The organism is Butyrivibrio sp. (assembly GCF_017433805.1).
Taxonomy (GTDB): Bacteria; Bacillota; Clostridia; order Lachnospirales; family Lachnospiraceae; genus Butyrivibrio.
In genome coordinates this window covers 1-20613 of the sequence record NZ_JAFRGN010000010.1, presented here as the reverse complement: position 1 = coordinate 20613, position 20613 = coordinate 1, and the positions used below count along the sequence as shown (strand labels likewise).

Genomic DNA, 20613 nt, shown 5'->3' with positions numbered 1-20613 from the left:
AGCTTATAAACTCCTTACTCTGTCACACAGTACATATCCATCTGCCAGCGGAAAGACATGAGTGTTGTGCAAACTATCGGGGACATTTCCCTTGTGAGCTGTGGCTCCTATCATTTCATATTTTTCATTTGTAACAGTATTAATATAGAAGCATTCATAAGATAAAAATGCTCTGAGTATCAGATCAGCCTGTTCGAAGTTCATTTTATCAGTTACTGTATACTCGCTTTCCTCGGGCATTTCCCAGTACTCGGCCTGTCCAGCCTGAGGCTTGGCGCTGTCCCAGAGATTATCAAAGTCTGAAACTAGCGTATTTACCATCTTTGGAATAACTGACCACTGCCTTTCAGTGAGTGTGATCAGGTTATCATCAGGAAATACGGGAACTTTCTCTTGGAGTATTACGTCACCCTCATCAAGAGCAAGAACCATCTTGTGCATGGTTACGCCACTTTCAGTAAGCCCCTTTAGTATAGTTAGAGGCATTGGCCATGCTCCTCTACCAAGTGGTAAAAGAGCTGGATGAGTATTAACGATTCTTAGCTCATCAATTACAGGGATCCTGTAGTAATACCCTCCAAAGAGCACAAATTCACAGCCCAGGGCAACCAGATCATACAAGTCATCCTGAGTTATTTTCTCAATTTGCAGAGGTATGTTGTGACTATTTGCGAATTCAATAGTCTTAGTATTAAACTCTGTAACATTATCGGTCTTGCATGTGAAAATCTTGAGTATGTCACAGCCTGTATCATATAGGCTTGTTAATACCGGATATAATATGTCGATTCCTACATAAGCTACTTTCATTTTTGAATAATCTCCCATACTCATATAATCTCATAAAAAACGATTTATAGATAATTAAATAATAATATAAAAATAAATTATATATAAAATATCTTCGCATAAGCGTTTAAATATAATCGCTAATGTTATAATTATGGCGTATCTCACAGCAAGAAAAAGCTGTTTGTTGATTAGTGATATAAAGGAGAGAACGCTATGAAATCACAGGTAGAAAACGGCAAATTAATCATTTTATTACCTGAACGTATCGACGCGAACAATAGTGATTCTGTAAACACTGAGTTACAGGGTATTATTTCTGGAGCAGATTTCCAGGCAATTGTCATGGACGGAGATGAACTTGATTACATTTCCAGTGCCGGTCTTCGTGTACTCCTTGGTATCAAAAAGCAGACAGACAAGCCATTTGATGTCATCAATATCTCACAGAAGATCTATGAGGTATTTGATCTGACAGGCTTTAGTGATGTATTTAATGTGCATAGAAAGCCAAGAGAAATCTCTCTTGATGGTCTTAAGATCATTGGAAAAGGTACACTTGGTACAGTTTATAAGCTTGATGACGAGAAGGTAGTTAAGGTATATAACGCTGGCGCGCCTGTACCATATGACCGTGTAGAGCAGGAAAAGAAAATGGCCCGTCAGGTATTTGTAAAGGGTATTTCCACAGCACTTTCCTACGAGATGGTTCATGCGGACAACGCTTACGGTGTCGTTTTTGAGCTTCTTTCACCTGTTACAGTTATGGACTACATGTTGGAGCATCCTGATGAGAAGGATGAGATGACAGTTAAGGTGTGTGATCTTCTTAAAAAGATTCACAGTGCTGAGCTTACAGGAGACAACGTTCCATCCATGAAGAACATGATGCTGGGTTCTACAGCAGCTCTTGCACAGATCTTCTCTGAGGATGAGATGGCTCGTTTCCAGAAGCTCCTCTTTGAAGTTCCTGACCGTAAAACTGCAATACACGGAGATTACCATCCGGGAAATATCATGGTGGACAAGAATAAAGACCTTGTGCTCATCGATGTAGGAGATATGTCAACTTCACATCCTTTCTTTGAATTCTATGATATGTATCCTGTATTCCTCCTGGCAGACGAGCTTGGAGCATATGCTAGTAAGTTCAATGATGCTATGATAAGAGATTTCTTCCACATTGGTTCTGACAAGGAGTATGAGGAGAGAAAGAACTTCATGCAGACCTATTGGAACAGACTTCTTCAGCTGTACTTTGCTGGTCACAGCGATGCGGAGATTGCAACCTATGATTCATACTTCCGAGGAATTGGTCGTCTGAAACAGTTCATTGCAATCCTTCAGCTTCCTGATGAAGATCCTCAGGCCAAGATGATGGAAATTGGCAGGGCAAAAGAACTGTTCTTCAACGAATTTGATAAAATTCCTCCAGTAGGAGAGTGGTGGCCTAAGGATTTATGATGGTTAAATAAAATAATGGCATAACAACCTCTGCAATGGTGCATGTTTGCTGTTGCAGAGGTTTTAAATTGTCAGACAATATCTGACAAAATTAAATATAAAAACTTTATTAAATAACGTACAAAAGTGCCTGCTTTTGATTGACTATATTCGCATTATAGTTATACAATTAATGATGTAGCGCATATAGATTTTGCCCGTTTTCATGGGGGAGCAGACTATGGAGAAACGCATTAATTCTGAGTAGAAACGCATAGCATTTTGAAATTTTATTTCTGATGCAATGCGCTTTTTTATATTAAAAATACAATACTAAAACCTATGAAGGGGGAAACATGCAAGACTTATTCAAAGACGTGGTGGATTTTCTCCGAGAGTATGCAGAATTTGACACGGAAAAGGTCACTATGGATACCAGGATCAGATCAGAACTTGGGCTGGATTCATTATCACTTATCACAATGATTGATGAAGCTGAAAGACGTTACAACGTGAGAATCGATGATGACCAGCTTGCAAAGATTAAAACGGTCAAAGATATCGTTGATCTGCTGGGCTAATTCATGAAACTAAATAATTGCATGCTTAGGAGGGCATATGTCAGAAAACATCATAGTTAAAGGCAAAAGAACCAATCTGTATTTACAAAGCTTTGAAGAAGTAAAGACTTTAAGAGATGTTATTGATTTTAGAGTAAAGACTCACCCGGACACACCATTTTACACATATACTGACTACGATCATGATACTAAGCATTATGACAGAATGCCAGAGGAAGTAAAAGGACATGTAGAGGCACTTGGAAGCTGTTTTAACAAGAAATATGGAACCAGAGCTCATTTAGCACTTATGGGCGACAATACCTATGAACTTATGAATGTTTTCTGGAGCGCAGGCTGCAGCAACAACATTTCAGTACACCTTGATAAGGGACTTGAAGTTGAGACCCTTGAAAAGATGTTAAAACTCAGTGATGCAACAGTTCTGTTCTATGACCACAAGTATGAAGAAAAGGCAAAGACCATAGAAAAGGACCTTGGAATAGAGATTCATTCTCTGGAAGAGATTCCGGACCTTAGAGAAGAAGGTAAAAAGCTCATTGAAGAGGGTTATGATGAATATTTTAAACAGACCCTTGATCCAAGTGCAGCATCCTTCTTTATGTTCACATCTGGAACAACTGGCGCCAGCAAATGCGTAATGCTGAGTCAGACAAACTTTATTGATAATTCTATAGCCATTACCAACCACTTGGGAGTAACAGAAGGTGCCATGATGGTGCTTCCACAGCACCATGTTCTGGGACTTAACTGCACTCAGATTCCTCATTTGATAGCTGGTTGTACCGTATATCTGATTTCAAATCCAAGATATATGTTCAGAGATATGGCTATAGATAATCCAACTCTTATGGTAACAGTTCCTCTGTTTGTTGAGCTGTGCTACAAGATGATCTGGAAAAATATCAAGGAAAAGGGCATCGAAGAAGAAGTTAAGAAGCAGCTTGCTGCCAATAAAGCAAACCCTGACCTTACACCTAAAGAAAAACGTGAAATGTTCAAGGAAGCTCTTTCCATTCTTGGAACGAATTTCTTTGAATTTGATGTAGGAGCAGCTGTCCTTGAGGACAAGTACTACTACGGCCTTAAAGATTTCGGTATTGAGATTGTTTATGGCTACGGCATTACCGAGTGCTCACCTATCATTTCATCAGATACATTGAAATATACCAAGCCAGACGGCGTTGGTCTGATCATGGATTCCCTTGAAGTAATGATCGAGAATCCTAATGAGAGAGGAGAAGGCGAGATCTGTGTTAAAGGAACAAGCGTAATGCTGGGCTATTACAAGAATGAAGAGGCAACAAAAGAGGCAATGCGCGGTGGATGGTTCCACACGGGAGATATCGGCTTCTTTGATGAGGACGAGTTCCTTCATATCAGCGGCCGAATCAAGAATCTTATCATCCTTCCTAATGGAGAAAACGTATCCCCTGAGGAACTTGAGAATGTTCTCATGAACCAGCCTGCAATAAATGAAGTTGTAGTTTATGAGAAGAACAATAATATTGCTGCACAGATATACATAGATCCTGAGCAGCTCCCTGATGGAAACGTAGAGAAGGCAAAGGAAGATATTCAGAAGTATGTAGATGATGCCAACACAAGGCTTGCAGCCTTCAAGAATATCCAGATTGTTGAATTCAGAGATAAGCCTTTTGCCAGAACTTCATCCATGAAGATCATCCGCTCTTCAGTTGAATGATAAACCTGTAATATCCAATAGCACCCGAGCCATTTAGGCAGGAAGGAGCAGCTTTGGAACAAAAAAGAAACAGCTACCTTGTATCATCCTCAATGAAAAAGTTCCTTACAGCATCTATTGCAGCCATGCTGATACAGAATGTCAACGCGATTGTTGATGGTATCCTCATGGGAAGATTTCTGGGAACGGAAGCCTTTTCTGCTGTTAACTTGTGTCTTCCCGTAGTTGGCCTGTTAACAACAATTGCCATGCTGTTCTATACAGGAGCCAATGTCCTTGCATCGGTTGCGCTAGGAGCAAGAGAGGAAAAAAGAGCTAACAGCATATATACGGTTTCCATGACGAGTGTCGGAATACTGAGTGTTGTGGTTACAGTCACAGCTATTCTTGGTGTAAACCTCGTGACAGCAGTGATATGTAGAGAAGAAGCACTTAGAGAATACACAAGAGATTATCTGTTAGTGTACTTTGCAGGAACTGCTGTGATAATGCTTGTGTCAGCGCTTCTGGGCTTTGGAAACGTTGGTGGTAAGCCCAAGCTTGTTACAAGAGCCAGCTTAACAAACGTTGTTACCAATATTGTATGTGACGTACTGTATGTAAAGATCCTTGGAATGGGTATCAAGGGAGCAGCTCTTGCTACCATTACCGGAGCATTTCTTTCAGCCATTATCGTCATTGCAGATTGGAAGATTAAGGGAAGCCCCTTTAAGTTCTGCAAAGTTGGTTCAGAGACCGGCCCTATTCTAAAAGAAATAGTTCACTATGGAGTATCTGTTACATCCCAGACCTTTGCCATTGTAATTTATTCTTATGTGTGCGCTATTCTTGCTCAGATTTTCTGCGGCGTATATGGAGCTTTTGTAGGATCACTTCTTGCGCAGGCTACATCCCTTGGCCAGGGCGTATCAGGAGGAATGGGCAAAGCCTTTAATGCTATTGGCGGAATGCTAAAGGGACAAAAGGATGATGCCGGCGTTCTGATGCTTTATAAAAAGGGAATGAAGGTAGCAGTACTGGTTGCGGTTGGCTTTGTAGCAGTTTTCATGATACTGGCAAGGCCTTATGCGATGCTTATGGGTGCTGAGAACGAAGAACTTCTTAACTACTCTGTTAAATCCCTTAGAATGGCGCTTCCATTCATCATTCCGGTGTCCTTTGTATGGATAATTCCTAACATATATGCACTGGGTGGACAGTTGTCGATCCTTCCGATAATCAGCATCTCACAGCCAGTTCTCACAGGACTTGGACTCATAGTCTGCGGAAGCTTAATTGGCAATGATTATATGTGGCTTGGATATCCTATTTCTGCAGTTTTGATATTCCTTCTGGTTGTCTTTTTATCAGAGCGAATAAGAAAGAAATCAAACGAGAATCTTGGATTTATAAGCTTACTTCCAGTGCCTGATAATAAGCCGAATGTATACGACATCTCAGTGCCATGCGACAAGGATGGGCTGGTAGATACACTCAGAGAACTCAATACATTTTTTGAAGGTCAGGACATAGACAAAAAACTTGGAATGCGCGTCAGACTCTGCATAGAGGAGATGATGTCAAACATTATCGAGTTTGCTGGCAGGAAAAAGAACCAGTTCCTTGACCTCAAGGTAGTGGTAGATGAAAAAGAGATCTCCGCTATCGTCAAGGATGATGGCAAGCAGTTTGATCCAATAACTGCTGAGAAAAAAGGAAATGGCCTTAAGATTCTAAATGGCCTGTGCCCGGATCTTGATTATAAATACAGCTATGGACAGAACATGCTGTTCATGAACTGGGTGAAATAAAAACTGCCAAAAAGATTTAATTGTGCAAAAGTGTACATTTAAATACATCAACCATCAGAAAGGAGAAACACCATGCTAATTCCAATTTTGCCATTTTTTGGTCCCGTAGCACCACCACAGGATGCACAGACTGACGAGGCTAAGCAGCCACAGCTGCCACCTATGCCACCTGTATACCAGGGAGCTCCTATGGTTAACGGAGAAGAAGCTAAGCCTGAAGGCGAGTTTCCACTTCCTCCTACACCATATAACTATGCTCAGGGTATGCCTGTTGCTCCTAACCAGCAGCCACCTGTACCGGTTTATGCTGGTGCTCCAAATGTACCTAACAAAGACGAAGAGTAATTTAATTACTTGAGCGGCTATAAGAAACATGGAGCGTAGATTGTTTTGAGTCTATTAATTCATTGAGAGGCTGCCTATACACTAGACAGTCTCTCATTTTTAATAGGCATGTTAGTTGGAATTAACATGGGAAGAGGAGAGTGTAATGAGCGCGAAGAAGAACGATAACATAAAAAAAGCATCCGTAAAAAAGGCAACAGCTAAGGCTCCTGTAAAGGCGCCTGTTAAGACTGCAGCAAAGACAACAGCCAAAGCTACTACAAAAGCACCCGTTAAAAAGGCAGCAGCTAAACCAGCAACCAGCTCAGCCAGAAGACCTGCGCCAGCAACAAGTTCAGCAAGAAGGCCTGCTCCTAAGTATGAGATTAGTAAAGCAGCTTATCAGCGCAGCTGGAAATATATCGTAGACATCAATTCTGCCAGCAAGGCTCGCCTTGACAGAATTGCTCTTATAGATATGGAGCGTACCTACACCTACAGACAGATGTTCAGAAATTGGGAGAAGTACGCAGAAGTATTCTCAGCTCTTGGAATTACAGAAGAAAATCATTCAAGACTCGCTATCTTTGACTGCAGTTGTATCGAGTCTTCTTTTGCTGTATACGCAGCTAATATGACTGGTGCATCAATTGCAGGTTTCACACCAGCTTATCTTTCAGAGAAGTTCCCACTTGCCAAGGCTATTAAGGAAGAAGGTATCACAGACCTCTTTATAAATGACCTGGCTGTTAACAAGAGACTTCTCGTTCATGCCCTTAAGCTCAAAGCAGAGCTTGGCCTTCGCAATGTAATCGTTGTTAAGGTTCCTATCGACAGCAATAAGATGGATCAGGGCCTTGTAAACTTCAGCAACAGCAATTACAAGGAACTTAAGACAGTTGATGGAGCTCTTTTCATGGATGATCTCATTGAAAAGTATGAAGGTACTGCAATTAAGTATGGTACCAAGTCCAATGATCCTTCATCCTTTGTATTCCATACCTCTGGAACTACCAAGGGTATCAGTAAGCCAGCACCGCTTTCTGATGAGGCTTTGAACCTGGCGTCTGAGAATATGAAAAAGAGTGGTAAGTTTGTTGACTTTGAGAAGGGTTGTGTAACACTCTGCACAATGGTTGCAACTTCTGTATATGGATTTGTCAATCAGCTCCATGAGCCTTTGGCTTTTGGATGCAGCGTTGTCCTTCTTCCTATGGCTAACCAGAATCCATTCTTTGTTAAGTCCATCAGCCATTTCAAGATCAATGCTATGTTTGTGACTCCTTTCTATTTTGAAGCATGGAGCAAGCTCCCCAAGCAGTTCGTACCTGATTTCTCATCAGTTAACGTGGTGATCATAGGCGGTGCTTATCTCTCAGCAGAAGCTAGAAAGAGATATCGCAAGTTCATGGAAGATAATGGCGCCAAGGATGTTAGATTTGTTAACGGCTATGGAATGTCAGAGACCTGCGGAGCCTGCATCATCCAGACAGAGGAAGTTGACAACGATTCAATCGGATATCCACTTCCTGGTGTTGATCTTAAGATCTACGACGAGCTTGATGAGAAGTTCTATTCAGTAAAAGACAAGCATACAGGAGTTCTTTATATTCATTCTGATTCACTTAGCAGTGGAAAGATTGATGATAATGAATTCTTCAAGCTCGATAAGATTAATGGCGTTCCTTATATCTGCACAAACGACGTTGTTTCAGTCAATAAGGATGGAAGCGTTTCCTGCCAGGGACGTGCCAACAGATATTTCGTTAATAACGATGGAATCAAATTTAATGCAGGAATCATTGAAAATCAGGTTGCATCAGAGGAAGGAATTGAGGCCTGCGCCATGACTCCATGGTATGACAAACTCCTTACCCACGACACAGTTCCTGTATTGTACGTACAGCCTGTAACCAAGGATAAGAATGCAGCTGACCTTGTTAAGAAGGCGCTTATAAATGTATTTATCAAAAAAGGAACTGCCAAGGAATCCAATCTTCCAATGCAGTGCGTGATCGCTCCACAGATTCCACATAACAGAAACGGTAAGGTGGATATCTACAGGATTGCCAACGGTGGAGTTGCCGGTGACAGATACATCATCAGACCTGTAAGAGTTAAGGATGTCCTCAAGGATATTGTTCTGGAGCTTACAAATAATTCAGAAGAAGGTATCACAAATGGTGAGGTTCCTGTTGAGCTTAGCAGTGTTTGGGATGATATCAGAGAATCCACAATGGATAGAACAGTTCTGAATCAGGCAGCTAATCAGTATAACGCAAGACTCATGAGCCTGTTTGCAGGAGCGCACATGATGCAGGGAATGCAGGGTATACCAAGACTTCCATTTGATCCAGCAATGATAGGACAGTTTATCTCTATGCTTCAGGATGCTCAGAATCAGTTAATAAGCTTCAGTTCGCAGTATATACAGTACGCAGTTTCTGAATATAACAAGTGGGCTATTCAGACCAACAAGTATATTCAGGATGTTAATAATTATCAGGTACATCAGTACAACAAGTTTGTACAGGATGTCCAGAAATACGAGGTGGATATGAACGAGTATTTAAAGAACTTATGGCAGCAGCAGTCAGAGCAGGCACAGCAGATTCAGAAGCAGCAGGTTGAATATATTCAGAAGGTACAGGAGTACCAGGCACAGCAGTACCAGAAATTTACACAGGATGCACAGGCATATCTGGCACAGTGGTCTGACTATGCTAAAAAGCTCCAGGAGTATCAGGCTGCACAGTATCAGAAATTTGTAGAGGACGTTCAGAAATATCAGGCACAGCTGGCTGACTATGCCAAGAAGGCACAGGCTCAGCAGCAACAGCTCCCTCCTATGGCGTATATGGGACCAGCAGTGCCTAATCAGCCAGTCCAGAAATAATCCGTAGATTTCAAAGTACAAGATTGGAGATAGCTAATATGAAGAAAAAAATAGCAGCTATACAATTGAGCTTATTGATGGTTCTTTTATTTGTTCTGACGGGGGCTTTTGGTACACGTGCCTATGCTGCAGACAGAACACTTGCTTCAGGTCTTGCCTATGATCAGGTGGACTCAGCGATAAAAGAATTTATCGAGGAACGCAAGGAAACAACAGCTGGACTTGCTTATGTTGTTTTCACAGAAGACGAGGATCTTGCAAGGGGACTTTATGGTTATCAGGATATTGAGAATCAGATTCCTGTTAGCGAGGAGACAGTTTTTGAGTGGGGTTCAGGCTCTAAGGTACTGATCTGGGTATGTGCGATGCAGGCCTATGAAAGAGGCCTTATCGACTTTGATACTGATATTAATGAGTATCTTCCGGAAGGGTTCCTGTCCAATCGTAAGTACGATGACAAGATTACAATGATAGATCTGATGAACCATTCTGCAGGATTTCAGGATGTGGCAGCAGATATCAATATTGATGATCCAACATATTTTGCCAATCTGGAAGAAGCGCTGAGCGCCCATAAGCCAGATCAGATTTATCAGCCAGGCTCAGTCAATTCCTATTCTAACTGGGGATCAGCACTGGCGGCGTATATCGTTGGACGAGTTAACGGAATGGAATACTGTGACTACGTTCACAAGAATATCTTTGAACCTCTTGGAATGGAGCACAGTGCTCTTTACATGGATCTTTCAGATAATACCTGGGTTCAGGAGAATCGTAAAAAACTGGTGAGCTATAACAATGACCTTTCCATCAAGCCTTATAGCGCAGCCTTTAAGTACATAGCTCTTTACCCGGCAGGAAGATGCGTATCTACATTTGGAGATTACGAGAAATTTGCCAAGGCAATGCTCAGAGAAGACGAGAAGATCATGAGCAAAGCTACCTGGGAAGAGATGTTTACTCCAACTGATTATTTTGCAGATACAGGAGTTCCCAAGAACTACCACGGACTTTGGGGCGTTTACTTTGCAGTTCCTACAATTGGACACATAGGAAGAACAAGTGGCTGTTCAAATTATCTTCTTATGGACAGACAGAATAAGGTGGCTTCGCTGTTTATCACTAATCAGGGACAGGACCTTGAGTATACAGAGAATGTTAGACCTTTGTTGTACGGAGAGTATTCCTATTCTAATTATGGAACCATGCCAGATATTCCTAAGGCTACATATCAGAACTCCACAACTGTAGAAAATGGCGCTTTCAGATTCTATGGATTCTATGCCGGAATGCTGACACCATGCGATGTAAGTAAAGAGTTCTGGGCACTTAGTAAGATCGGCGACAGGACAGTTCTTGAAAGGTCATACTTTGACTTTTTAGAGGAACCTGCACCAAAGATGATATTCGAAGTATGTCTTTTCCTGATGATGGCCATATTGACTTTAGTAGGATGCATTTCTCTCCTATGCAGAATAATCATGTGCATTGTAAGGCTCGTTAAGGGTGACAAGGAAAAGAAAGAGCTATCAGCTTGGAGCTTCGTTGGTTGCTTGTTACCTCCATGTGTGCTTATGCTCTACTTCTTTGCACAGAATTCTCTTAAGACTACGTCAAACCACTATATATGGGCATTTGCCGTAATTGCTCTCATCGCATTTGTGCTTCTTGGAATGATGATCTATGGATGCATCAAGAATGTATCATCAACGGGACTTACAAAGGCACAGAAGGTATATAACTACTTTGTTATGGTTCTGATGCTTGTGTCCATAGTTTACATCTACTATTGGCAGATGTTTATGTTCTGGAAGCTATAAGAAGTTCTTTTGCTAGACTATAAAATCTTGGAAGGTAATAACATGACAAAAACTTATCCATTACTTAAATCTCAGCTTGGAATCTTCATGGATTGCGTGAAATATCCTGAGTCGAGACAGTTCTTTTTGCCAAGCTATACAAAGCTTACTGATAATGTGGATTTGGATGCAGTTGAAAAGGGACTACAGGAGATTTATGCAAATCGTAAGGAACTGCGTGTTCTTTTCAAGCTTGATGAGAATGGTAATCCTGTTCAGTATGTTTCTGATGCCAAATTAAAGGTAACCAGGAAAAAAGTTAAAAGCTCAGAGATAGATGCTTTTGCTAAGGCGTTTTTTGCCCAGAAGATGGACCCATTGGGAAATGAGCCCCTTGTAAGATTTGAGCTCGTAGAAACGGAAAAGGGCAATTATCTACTCGGAAATTACCATCACATTATCATGGATGGCGAATCTTCAGGAAGACTCTTTACGAAAAGAGATATGTCAGCTGCCTATAAGGGACATGTTGTGCCTGAAGATTATGGCATGCTGGAATATATTGATGAGCATCCAGGCGTAGATTACGGCTATGAGAGAGATAAGCAGTACTTTACAGAGAGATTTGCTGGTATTCCTATGGCTACACTTTCTTCAAGAAATGTGGATCCTTTGGGCAATATCATTATGAAATCAGCTTTTCTCGACGCAGAAGATGTCGATAATTTCTGTGAGGATCAGGAGCTCTCAGTAGATGGCCTTTTCCAGGCTGCCTTTAGCCATGTTGTTTCTTCCTTCTTAAGTCAGAAAAAGATTGCTTATACGATCGCAATAAGCGGCCGTTTTGACCAAAAGATCAAGGAAAGCTACGGTATGTACGTTGAGAATATTCCTCTTTTGATTGAGGAAAAAGACGATATGACATGCCGCCAGCTTATAAATGACTGCGTAATGGAGAAGATGAAGAGTATCCGTCATCATCACTATCCATTTACAGATTTCTGTAATGATATGGGAACTGAGCAAGGTATAAGCTACAATTTCTTCTCCACCAATGAAAACGAAGAGTACTTCTATTTTGGTGAAGAGAGATGCCCAACCAGAATCCCTATTGATTATGGTACCTCAGACCTTCTGATCACTATTTATAAGTCAAACAATCAGTATGAAGTCCGTGCTCAGTCCAGTGAAAAGCTCAATGACATGACTATGCTTGAGACAGTGGTAAATGCTATCAGGCAGACTGTACTTGAGATGCTTGAAAACGTGGATGAGCCTCTAACTGAGCTATCTATTTTGTCCGCTTCCCAGGAAAAAGAGATAGCTAAGCTTTCTGCTGGTGAAAAGTTTGCAGCTGGCACAAAGGATACCTTTATAGATAAGTTTGTAGCGTCTGCCAAGGCATATCCTAAGACATTGGCTGTAGTTGATAAGGATGGTTCCTATACCTATAAGGAACTGGATGAGCTATCCAATTCAGTTGCAGCATATCTTATGGAGAATAAGGTCACTCAGGGACAGTTCGTAGCGGTTCGTATGAACCGTGTTAAAGAGTTTGCAGCAGCAGTTATCGGTATCATGAAGGCCGGTGCTGCCTATGTGCCTATCGACGAAGCCTATCCTAAGGATAGAATCCAATATATGATGGATGACTCTGGTGCAAGAGTCACTCTGACCAAAGAGTCTATCAGAGAAATCGCAGCTAATTACAAGAATGCTGCGCCTGTAAATAATGCAAAAATTTCAGATCATGCCTATATGATCTACACCTCAGGATCTACTGGAATGCCTAAAGGCGTTATCCAAAGTCACAGATCCCTTTCTCATTTTGTCAGCTGGAGAACCGATAAGCTTGATATTAGAAACGGCAAAGCATACGGACATTTCAGCAATTTCTCTTTTGATGCCTCATTAGATGACCTTGCATGTCCTCTTTCAGTTGGCGCTACAACCCACATTTTTAGTGATGAACTAAGAACCAGTATCACTGGTATCTGCAGTTATATAGAAGATAATAACCTTTCAGGTCTTACTCTTTCAACCCTTCTTGGTATGGAACTTATCAAGTATAATCCAGACCTTAAGATGGAATACCTGATGATGGGTGGGGAAGCTCTCCTTCCAACTAACAAGACCAGCTATAAGGTTATCAACGGATATGGTCCAACAGAGTTCACTGTCTGCTCCTCATATTACGAGGTCACAGGCGATGAGACTACTATACCTATTGGAAGACCAGTTCCGGGTACAAGCAGCTTTATATGCGATATGAACGGCAAGCTTCTTCCTAAGGGAATTACAGGTGAGCTATGTCTTTCAGGCCCACAGATGGCTGATGGTTATTGGAATCAGGATGATCTGGAAAAAGAGAAGTTTGTAAACATTACAGTTAATGGAAAAGAAATACCTGTCTACCGCACAGGAGATATGGCGCGCTATAACGCAGATAATCTCCTAGAGTACAAGGGCAGAGTAGATAACCAGATAAAGATTCGTGGATTCAGAGTAGAGCTTGGAGAAGTTGAAGGTAAGGCTGCGCAGTTTGCTGGAATAGGCGGATGTGTATGTGATGTCAGAAATGACAAGCTCATTCTCTACTATGTTCTGAATTCAGGCAAAAAAGATGATAAAAAATTCAAGGAAAACCTAAGCCTCTATATGGAGGAGGCTCTTCCTGATTATATGGTACCAACCTACTATGTCCAGGTTGATGCTATTCCGGAGAGCGTCAATGGTAAGGTGGATAAAAAGCTTCTTCCAAACCCAGTATCCAGCGATGTTCTCATGGTTGCGCCTGAAACAGAGATGGAAGAAAAGGTTCTTGGAATAATTGCTGAGATCCTTGAGAATGATAAATTTGGTGTTACAGACGATATCATCGGTCTTGGCCTTACTTCTATCTCAATCATGAAGCTCTCTGCGTTTATCAAGAAGGAGCTTAATAAGAACATCTCTGTATCAGAGGTCATGAGAAGCCCACGAGTAAGGGATATTGCAGCAGTTCTTGAAAAAGAGTCTGCTGTTGGAACACAGATTAAACATGTTGAGCAGTTCTATTATCCAATCACCGAGAACCAGAGAGGTGTTTATCTTGATTGGGAAAAGAACAGAAACGCAGTGCAATACAACATTCCATCTCTTTATGAGATTAAAAATGTTGATCCTAAGCGCCTTGCAGGTGCTGTTAAAACTGCAATAGCAGCTCACAGATACCTTGAGACAAGATTTGAGTATATCGACGGCGATCTGATGCAGAAATTTATGTCAGTAGAGCCAGAGGTTAAGCTCACTACAGTTAAGACTGAGCCTGACGCTGCTTACTTCCAGAAGAAGGTTAAGCCTTTTGACCTTTTTAACGACAGACTTTATCGTATCGAGATTGTTTCCTACAAGGATAGAACCTGGCTCTTTATTGATGCTCATCATATTATCTATGATGGCCTTTCAAACGGTCTTTTGATGCGTGGCATCCTTGATGCTTACGATGGCAAGGCAGTTAAGCAAGAAGAGATCACAGCCTTTGATTTTGCTCTCTATGAGCAGAATTACAGAGATAGCGAAAGATTCCTTGAGGACAAACAGTACTTTGATGAGCTTCTTACAGACGGAGAAGCAGCAATCTACCCGGATTCCTGCGTTCCGGATGGAAAGGGCATTGGCCACGCAGATGCTCTCATCAGCAAAAAGAATATTGAGGAATACTGCAGAGATAAGAGTATTACAGAAGCTGCACTTATGCAGGCAGCGGTAGCTGAAACACTTAAGAGACTAGTCAGAAGAGAAAAGCTTATCTATGTAACAGCTAGTGGCGGAAGAGCTACTGATACAAGGCTTCTTGACAGTGTTGGTATGTATGTAAGAACCGTGCCATTTGCTGTTGAGTCAGAGACTGCTCCAGATGCTCTTTCTGAAGACTTTATCATGGATGTTTATGGACAGATGAAGCAGAGTCTTACAAGCGAGCTCTATCCATATACTGAGATGGTTGCTACGCATGATATCAAGGCTGAGATCATGTTCACCTTCCAGGGCGGTATCCTTGAAAGTGGCAGTAATAAGAGAGTGGCACAGATTCCGCTTGCGCTTGGAACCTCCAAGTTCCCTATCGTTATCACAGTATATCCTGAGAGCAGCAAATACAGGATTGATATTGAATATGATAAGGCACGCTATGGCCATAAGGATATGGAACAATTTGCAGCTGCTCTTGGTCAGTGTGCAACAACCCTTGTTGAAAAGAAATACCTTAGGGATGTTCGCCTTATCACTGAAAAAGAAGAAAAGAGTGTTGCCAAACAGTCATCTGGAAAGCCTGTTAAGCTTGAACCTGATACCACATGGGTAGATCTTTTCATCAAGATGGCTGCTAAATATCCAGACAAGACAGCTGTTGTGGATAGTTCCAGCAGCATGACCTATGAAGAACTTGACAGGAATTCAAATGCAGTAGCTGCATACTGCATTGAAAAAGGTGTTAAGCCTGGCGACTTCGTAGGAGTTAAGTTCGATAGAGTAAAAGAAGTTCTTACAGCCCTCATCGGTATCCAGCGTGCGGGTGCTGCCGGAATGCCTATGGATTCTGCATATCCGGAAGAGAGAATCAGGTACATGATGGAGGATTCTGGTGCGAAACTCATTATCACACTTGAGGATGTACAGAAGGCTCAAAAGAACTATGCAAATGAGAAGCCTATCAACTTAAGTACAAGAGATAAGAAGGCTTATCTCATCTATACTTCCGGATCTACTGGTAAGCCTAAGGGCGCAGTACTAACGCAGTTAGGCCTAAGATATTTCGTAAGACTTATGGAAAAGGAAATTGGAATAAGACGCGATGGTAGTTATGGCGTTTTATCTCCACTTACCTTTGATGGAGCTCTTATCGATTACATCGGATCACTTTCCATTGGCGCAACAGTCCATATTTTCGATGAAGATCTTAGAAAGAACCTTGAAGGCATTAATGATTATGTGGCTAAGAACCGCATAAATGGATTCTTTGTATCAACTCAGCTCGGTCTTGAGCTCATCAAGCATTATCCGAATATTAAGCTTGAGTATCTCATGACTGGTGGCGAGAAGATGCCTCCAACCAAGCTTCCTAAGGCCAGACTCATCAATATTTATGGACCTACTGAGTTTACAATGTTCATTACACATAAGGATGTAACGGACGGTAATAGTGACAATATTCCTATCGGTATGGTCAACGAAGGCCATGCTGCTTACGTATGTGATAGATATGGAAACCTTCTTCCTATGGGATCTATTGGTGAACTGTGCCTTGCCGGACCACAGATAGGTCTTGGCTACTGGAACAGAGAAGAGCTTACAGCTGAAAAGTTCCCTACTCTTGAAATAGCAGGAGAGAAGGTAAGAGTATTCCGCACTGGCGACCTTGTAAGGTATAACCAGGACGGAGAAATTGAATATCACGGCAGAATAGACCACATGGTTAAGCTTCGCGGCTTCAGAATCGAGCTTGGCGAGGTTGAGACCTGTGCATGTAAATATGACAGCATCGATATGGCTGTAGCTGCTGTCAAGAATGACATGCTTGTTCTGTACTATCAGCCCAAGAAGGGCATGAAAGTAGACGAGAAGGATCTTAAGGCATTTATGGGTAAGACCCTTGCAAGCTACATGGTTCCAACTGTATTCACGAAGCTGGATAAGCTCCCTCTTAATGCAAATGGTAAGATCAACAGACTTGTTCTTCCTGAGCCAGAGGTAAGCGGCCTTGAAAAGATTCAGCCTCAGAACAAGCTGGAAACAGATCTGATAGACCAGGCGTACAAGATTCTTGGAACAGAGAATTTTGGTGTAACAGATGACCTTGTAAGTCAGGGTATGTCATCTATTGCAATGATGCGATTTGTGGCTGCCATCCAGCAGAATCTGGGACTTAAGATAGCACTTGCTGATATCATGAAGGCGCCTACCATCAGAGGTATCGCTGATAAGCTTGGCGCTAGCAGCGGAATTATTGCAGATAAGGCCGTTATCACATCCTATGGAACAAGGGATCATTATCCGATCACCGAGAACCAGAGAGGTGTTTACCTTGAGTGGGAAAAGAACCGTGGAACACTTCAGTACAACGTGCCTTCACTTTATCTTTTTGAAGATAAGGATGCTACGCAGCTTGCAAAGGCAGTTGAGAAGGTAATCGATTCTCATCAGTATCTTAAGACAAGACTTGAGTATGTTGACGGCGACCTTGTTCAGAAGCCTGGCACGGAAAAGGCTAAGGTTCCTGTATTCACACTTAATGAAGAGCCTGGCACAGCCTTCTTCCAGAAGAAGGTATGTCCTTTTGACCTGTTAAATGACAAGCTCTATAGGGCAGAAGTAGTTACTTTTGAGAACAAGACCTGGCTGTTTACAGATATCCACCACATTATCTATGATGGCCTGTCTACAGGAATCTTTGGAAGAGACGTCATTTCTGCTTATGAAGGCAGAGAGATTACAAGTGAAGCTATTACAGCTTACGACTTTGCAATCTTTGAAAAAGAGTATGTTAAGTCCAAGTCCCTTAGTGCATGTGGCAAATATTTTGACAAGCTTCTTAAGGGCGCCGAGGCAGTAGTTTATCCAGAAGGTGGACCTTGTGACGGTTATGAGTATGGAACTGTACTCACCAGAATGAAAGCTTCCAGGATCGATGCTTTCTGCCGCAAGAACGGCGTAACAGCTGCAAGCTTTATGCAGGCAGCTTTCGCAGAGTGCCTTAAGAGAGTATGCAGAGTTGAAAAGAGTGTATATGCGACCATCAGTAATGGCCGTTCTATAGATTCTCAGCTCATGAACTGCGTAGGTATGTTTGCAAGAACACTTCCTGTTGTTTCTTATGCTGGCGATGAGTCTAAGATCACAGCTATAGATTACATTAAGAGCGTTTATGCCCAGATGCAGGAGACAATGGAATGTGAGCTCTATCCATATACTAAGATAGTTGAGCAACAGGGCATTAAGGCTGAAGTTATGTACGCTTTCCAGGGCGGACTGTTTGAAGGCGGAGTTACTAAGGGAGCTACTCAGATTCCTCTTTTGATAGATACCGTTAAGTTCCCTGTTTCTGTAACTGTATACCCTGAAGATGGTGATTATGTAACCTTCATCGAGTACGACGGACAAAGATATAACAGAGCTGACATGGAGACCTTTGCAAAGTCTATTGAGAACGTAGCTAAGTCTCTTATGAAGGTAGAATACCTTAAGGATGTTGAACTTATAAGTGAACTAGACAGAAAAGCTATTATGAAGCTCTCTGCAGGCGATAAGCTCGACTATAGAAGAAATCTGACATGGATGGATAAGTTCCTGAAGGTTTGCAGAACTCATGCGGACAAGGTTGCTGTAACAGACGATAAGGGCAGCATCACCTATGCTCAGCTCAATGAGCAGTCTGACATTGTTGCTAACTATCTGATCAGCCACAAGGTCAAGGAAGATGACTTTGTCGCAGTCAAGATGGATAGAAGCCTTGAATTTGTTGTGGCAGTTGTTGGTATCCACAAGGCAGGCGCTGCCTATGTGCCTATCGATATAGCATATCCTAAGGACAGAATAGACTACATGCTGGAGGATTCCGGCGCTAAGCTCGTTCTGACAGAGGATACGGTTAGAACTATTGTTAAAGAGAAAAAGAATACCAAGGCAGTTAACCTCTCATCTCCAGAGAGACTTGCCTACATGATCTATACTTCCGGAACAACCGGTAAGCCTAAGGGCGCAATGCTCCATCACAAGGGACTTATGAACTTTGTGGAGCTCACAATACGCCATAATGAGCTTACGGATAAGGACAGAATAGGTCATCACTTCTCATTCTCTTTTGACTCACATATTGAGGATGTATTCCCAGTACTAGCTACAGGTGCAGGTATGTTCATCATGCCTGAGAGCATCCGTAGAGAGCCTAAGCTCATCTATGAGTTCCTTGAAAAGAACAAGATCACAGGCTGCGGATTTACTACATCCATCGGTAAGATGCTGGCTAAGAGCTATGACCTTAACATGAGATACATGACTCTTATCGGCGAGCCTCTTACAGACCTTATCAGCACTAAGACCCAGATCATGAACAAGTATGGCCCAACTGAGTGTACTAACATCATTTCAATGTTCAATCTGGAAAAAGACACAATTTATAAGAGAATTCCTATTGGAAGACCAGTAGCTAACGGATATCTGTTCGTTGTAGATGCAGACGGACATCTCCTTCCAAGATCTGTGCCGGGAGAAATCTGCTATGCAGGCCCACAGGTTGGAAGAGGCTATTGGAAGCAGAAGGAAAAGACAGATGAAGTATTTGAGGAATGCCCATTTATTAAGGGAGTTCCTATGTATCATACAGGCGACCTTGGAAGATACAACAAGGATGGCCTATTAGAGTGCCTTGGAAGAATCGATAATCAGATCAAGATCAACGGTTTCCGTGTAGAGCTTGGCGAAGTTGAGACAAGAGCTTCTCACTTTGCAGGAATTCAGGTGGCAGCAGCTGCAGTTAAGAAGGGCAAGCTCATTCTGTACTACGTACCTAAGGCTGGTAAGACTATCGATGAGGATAAGCTGGCTAAGCACATGGCACAGTCTCTTGCAGATTACATGCTACCTTCACAGTATGTATGTCTTGAAGCTATGCCTTATACACCAAGTGGAAAGGTCAACAGAAAGGCCCTTCCTGATCCTGTATGGCAGAATCTTGAGATGGTTGCTCCAGCTAGCGAACTTGAAAAGAATCTCTTTGAGATTGCTACTGAGGTACTTGGAACAGATAAATTTGGTGTTACCGACGACCTGGTTGGTCTTGGAATGTCATCTATTGCAATGATGAGATTTGTTGCTAAGGCTCAGAAGGACCTTGGCAGAAAGATCTCCGTAGCTCAGATGATGAAGACTCCTGTTATCCGCGATCTGGCTAGTGCCCTTGAGGGTGGAGACACAACCTTCGCAAGCCAGATCAAGGTAAATGCACCAAGAGATTTCTATCCTATTACAGAGAACCAGCGCGGTATCTACCTTGCATGGGAGATGAACAAAGAAAGCCTTCAGTACAATGTTCCATCACTCCTTGTGCTTGAAGGAATGGATGCTGATAAGGTTGCAGACGCAGCCAGGGCAGCAGTTGATGCTCATCCATATCTTAAGACCAGATTTGCCTTTAACCTTGGTGAATTGGTTCAGAAGCCATGTGATGAGGAAGCTGTTGTTGAGAGGACAGACTTTGATAAAGATCCTGATGTTTCCTACTTCCAGGATAAGGTATGTCCATTTGATC

At 42.1% G+C, this 20613-nt stretch carries 9 protein-coding genes; 8 read left to right on the top strand and 1 reads right to left on the bottom strand.

Going from position 1 to position 20613, the window contains the following annotated elements:
* Positions 1-3: 3 nt before the first annotated feature.
* Positions 4-810 carry a formyltransferase family protein gene (locus tag IJI01_RS02405; RefSeq protein ID WP_292185336.1) on the bottom strand — a complete coding sequence of 269 codons (807 nt, stop codon included), beginning with the start codon at positions 808-810 and terminating at the stop codon, positions 4-6.
* Between the two features lie 195 nt (positions 811-1005).
* Here IJI01_RS02405 and IJI01_RS02400 point away from each other — a divergent pair, with 195 nt between their 5' ends.
* The 8 genes from IJI01_RS02400 to IJI01_RS02365 form a co-directional block, all read left to right on the top strand.
* On the top strand, positions 1006-2253 hold the full coding sequence (locus tag IJI01_RS02400; RefSeq protein ID WP_292185334.1) for a phosphotransferase: 1248 nt from the start codon (positions 1006-1008) through the stop codon (positions 2251-2253).
* Between the two features lie 335 nt (positions 2254-2588).
* Positions 2589-2813: an acyl carrier protein gene (locus tag IJI01_RS02395; RefSeq protein WP_292185331.1), complete on the top strand. Its 225-nt coding sequence runs from the start codon at positions 2589-2591 to the stop codon at positions 2811-2813.
* Between the two features lie 37 nt (positions 2814-2850).
* The gene (locus IJI01_RS02390) at positions 2851-4518 is read left to right on the top strand and encodes an AMP-binding protein (protein WP_292185328.1); all 1668 of its coding nucleotides are present in this window, start codon (positions 2851-2853) and stop codon (positions 4516-4518) included.
* A gap of 53 nt (positions 4519-4571) precedes the next feature.
* A complete protein-coding gene (locus IJI01_RS02385; RefSeq protein WP_292185323.1) occupies positions 4572-6308 on the top strand; it encodes an MATE family efflux transporter in 1737 nt (578 codons plus the stop codon).
* Between the two features lie 72 nt (positions 6309-6380).
* Complete coding sequence (locus IJI01_RS02380; RefSeq protein ID WP_292185321.1) at positions 6381-6653, top strand: hypothetical protein; 273 nt, start codon at positions 6381-6383, stop codon at positions 6651-6653.
* Positions 6654-6798: 145 nt separating this feature from the next.
* A complete protein-coding gene (locus IJI01_RS02375; protein WP_292185319.1) occupies positions 6799-9528 on the top strand; it encodes a class I adenylate-forming enzyme family protein in 2730 nt (909 codons plus the stop codon).
* A gap of 38 nt (positions 9529-9566) precedes the next feature.
* Positions 9567-11348: a serine hydrolase domain-containing protein gene (locus IJI01_RS02370; RefSeq protein WP_292185315.1), complete on the top strand. Its 1782-nt coding sequence runs from the start codon at positions 9567-9569 to the stop codon at positions 11346-11348.
* 42 nt (positions 11349-11390) lie between these two features.
* On the top strand, positions 11391-20613 hold a 9223-nt coding region (locus tag IJI01_RS02365), incomplete at its 3' end, for a non-ribosomal peptide synthetase (RefSeq protein WP_292185312.1).

Excerpts from the sequence above, each read along its gene's own strand:
- IJI01_RS02405 (WP_292185336.1), bottom strand. The coding sequence starts at position 810 with ATGAAAGTAGCTTATGTAGGAATCGACATATTATATCCGGTATTAACA.
- IJI01_RS02400 (WP_292185334.1), top strand. The coding sequence starts at position 1,006 with ATGAAATCACAGGTAGAAAACGGCAAATTAATCATTTTATTACCTGAA.
- IJI01_RS02395 (WP_292185331.1), top strand. The coding sequence starts at position 2,589 with ATGCAAGACTTATTCAAAGACGTGGTGGATTTTCTCCGAGAGTATGCA.
- IJI01_RS02390 (WP_292185328.1), top strand. The coding sequence starts at position 2,851 with ATGTCAGAAAACATCATAGTTAAAGGCAAAAGAACCAATCTGTATTTA.
- IJI01_RS02380 (WP_292185321.1), top strand. The coding sequence starts at position 6,381 with ATGCTAATTCCAATTTTGCCATTTTTTGGTCCCGTAGCACCACCACAG.
- IJI01_RS02375 (WP_292185319.1), top strand. The coding sequence starts at position 6,799 with ATGAGCGCGAAGAAGAACGATAACATAAAAAAAGCATCCGTAAAAAAG.
- IJI01_RS02370 (WP_292185315.1), top strand. The coding sequence starts at position 9,567 with ATGAAGAAAAAAATAGCAGCTATACAATTGAGCTTATTGATGGTTCTT.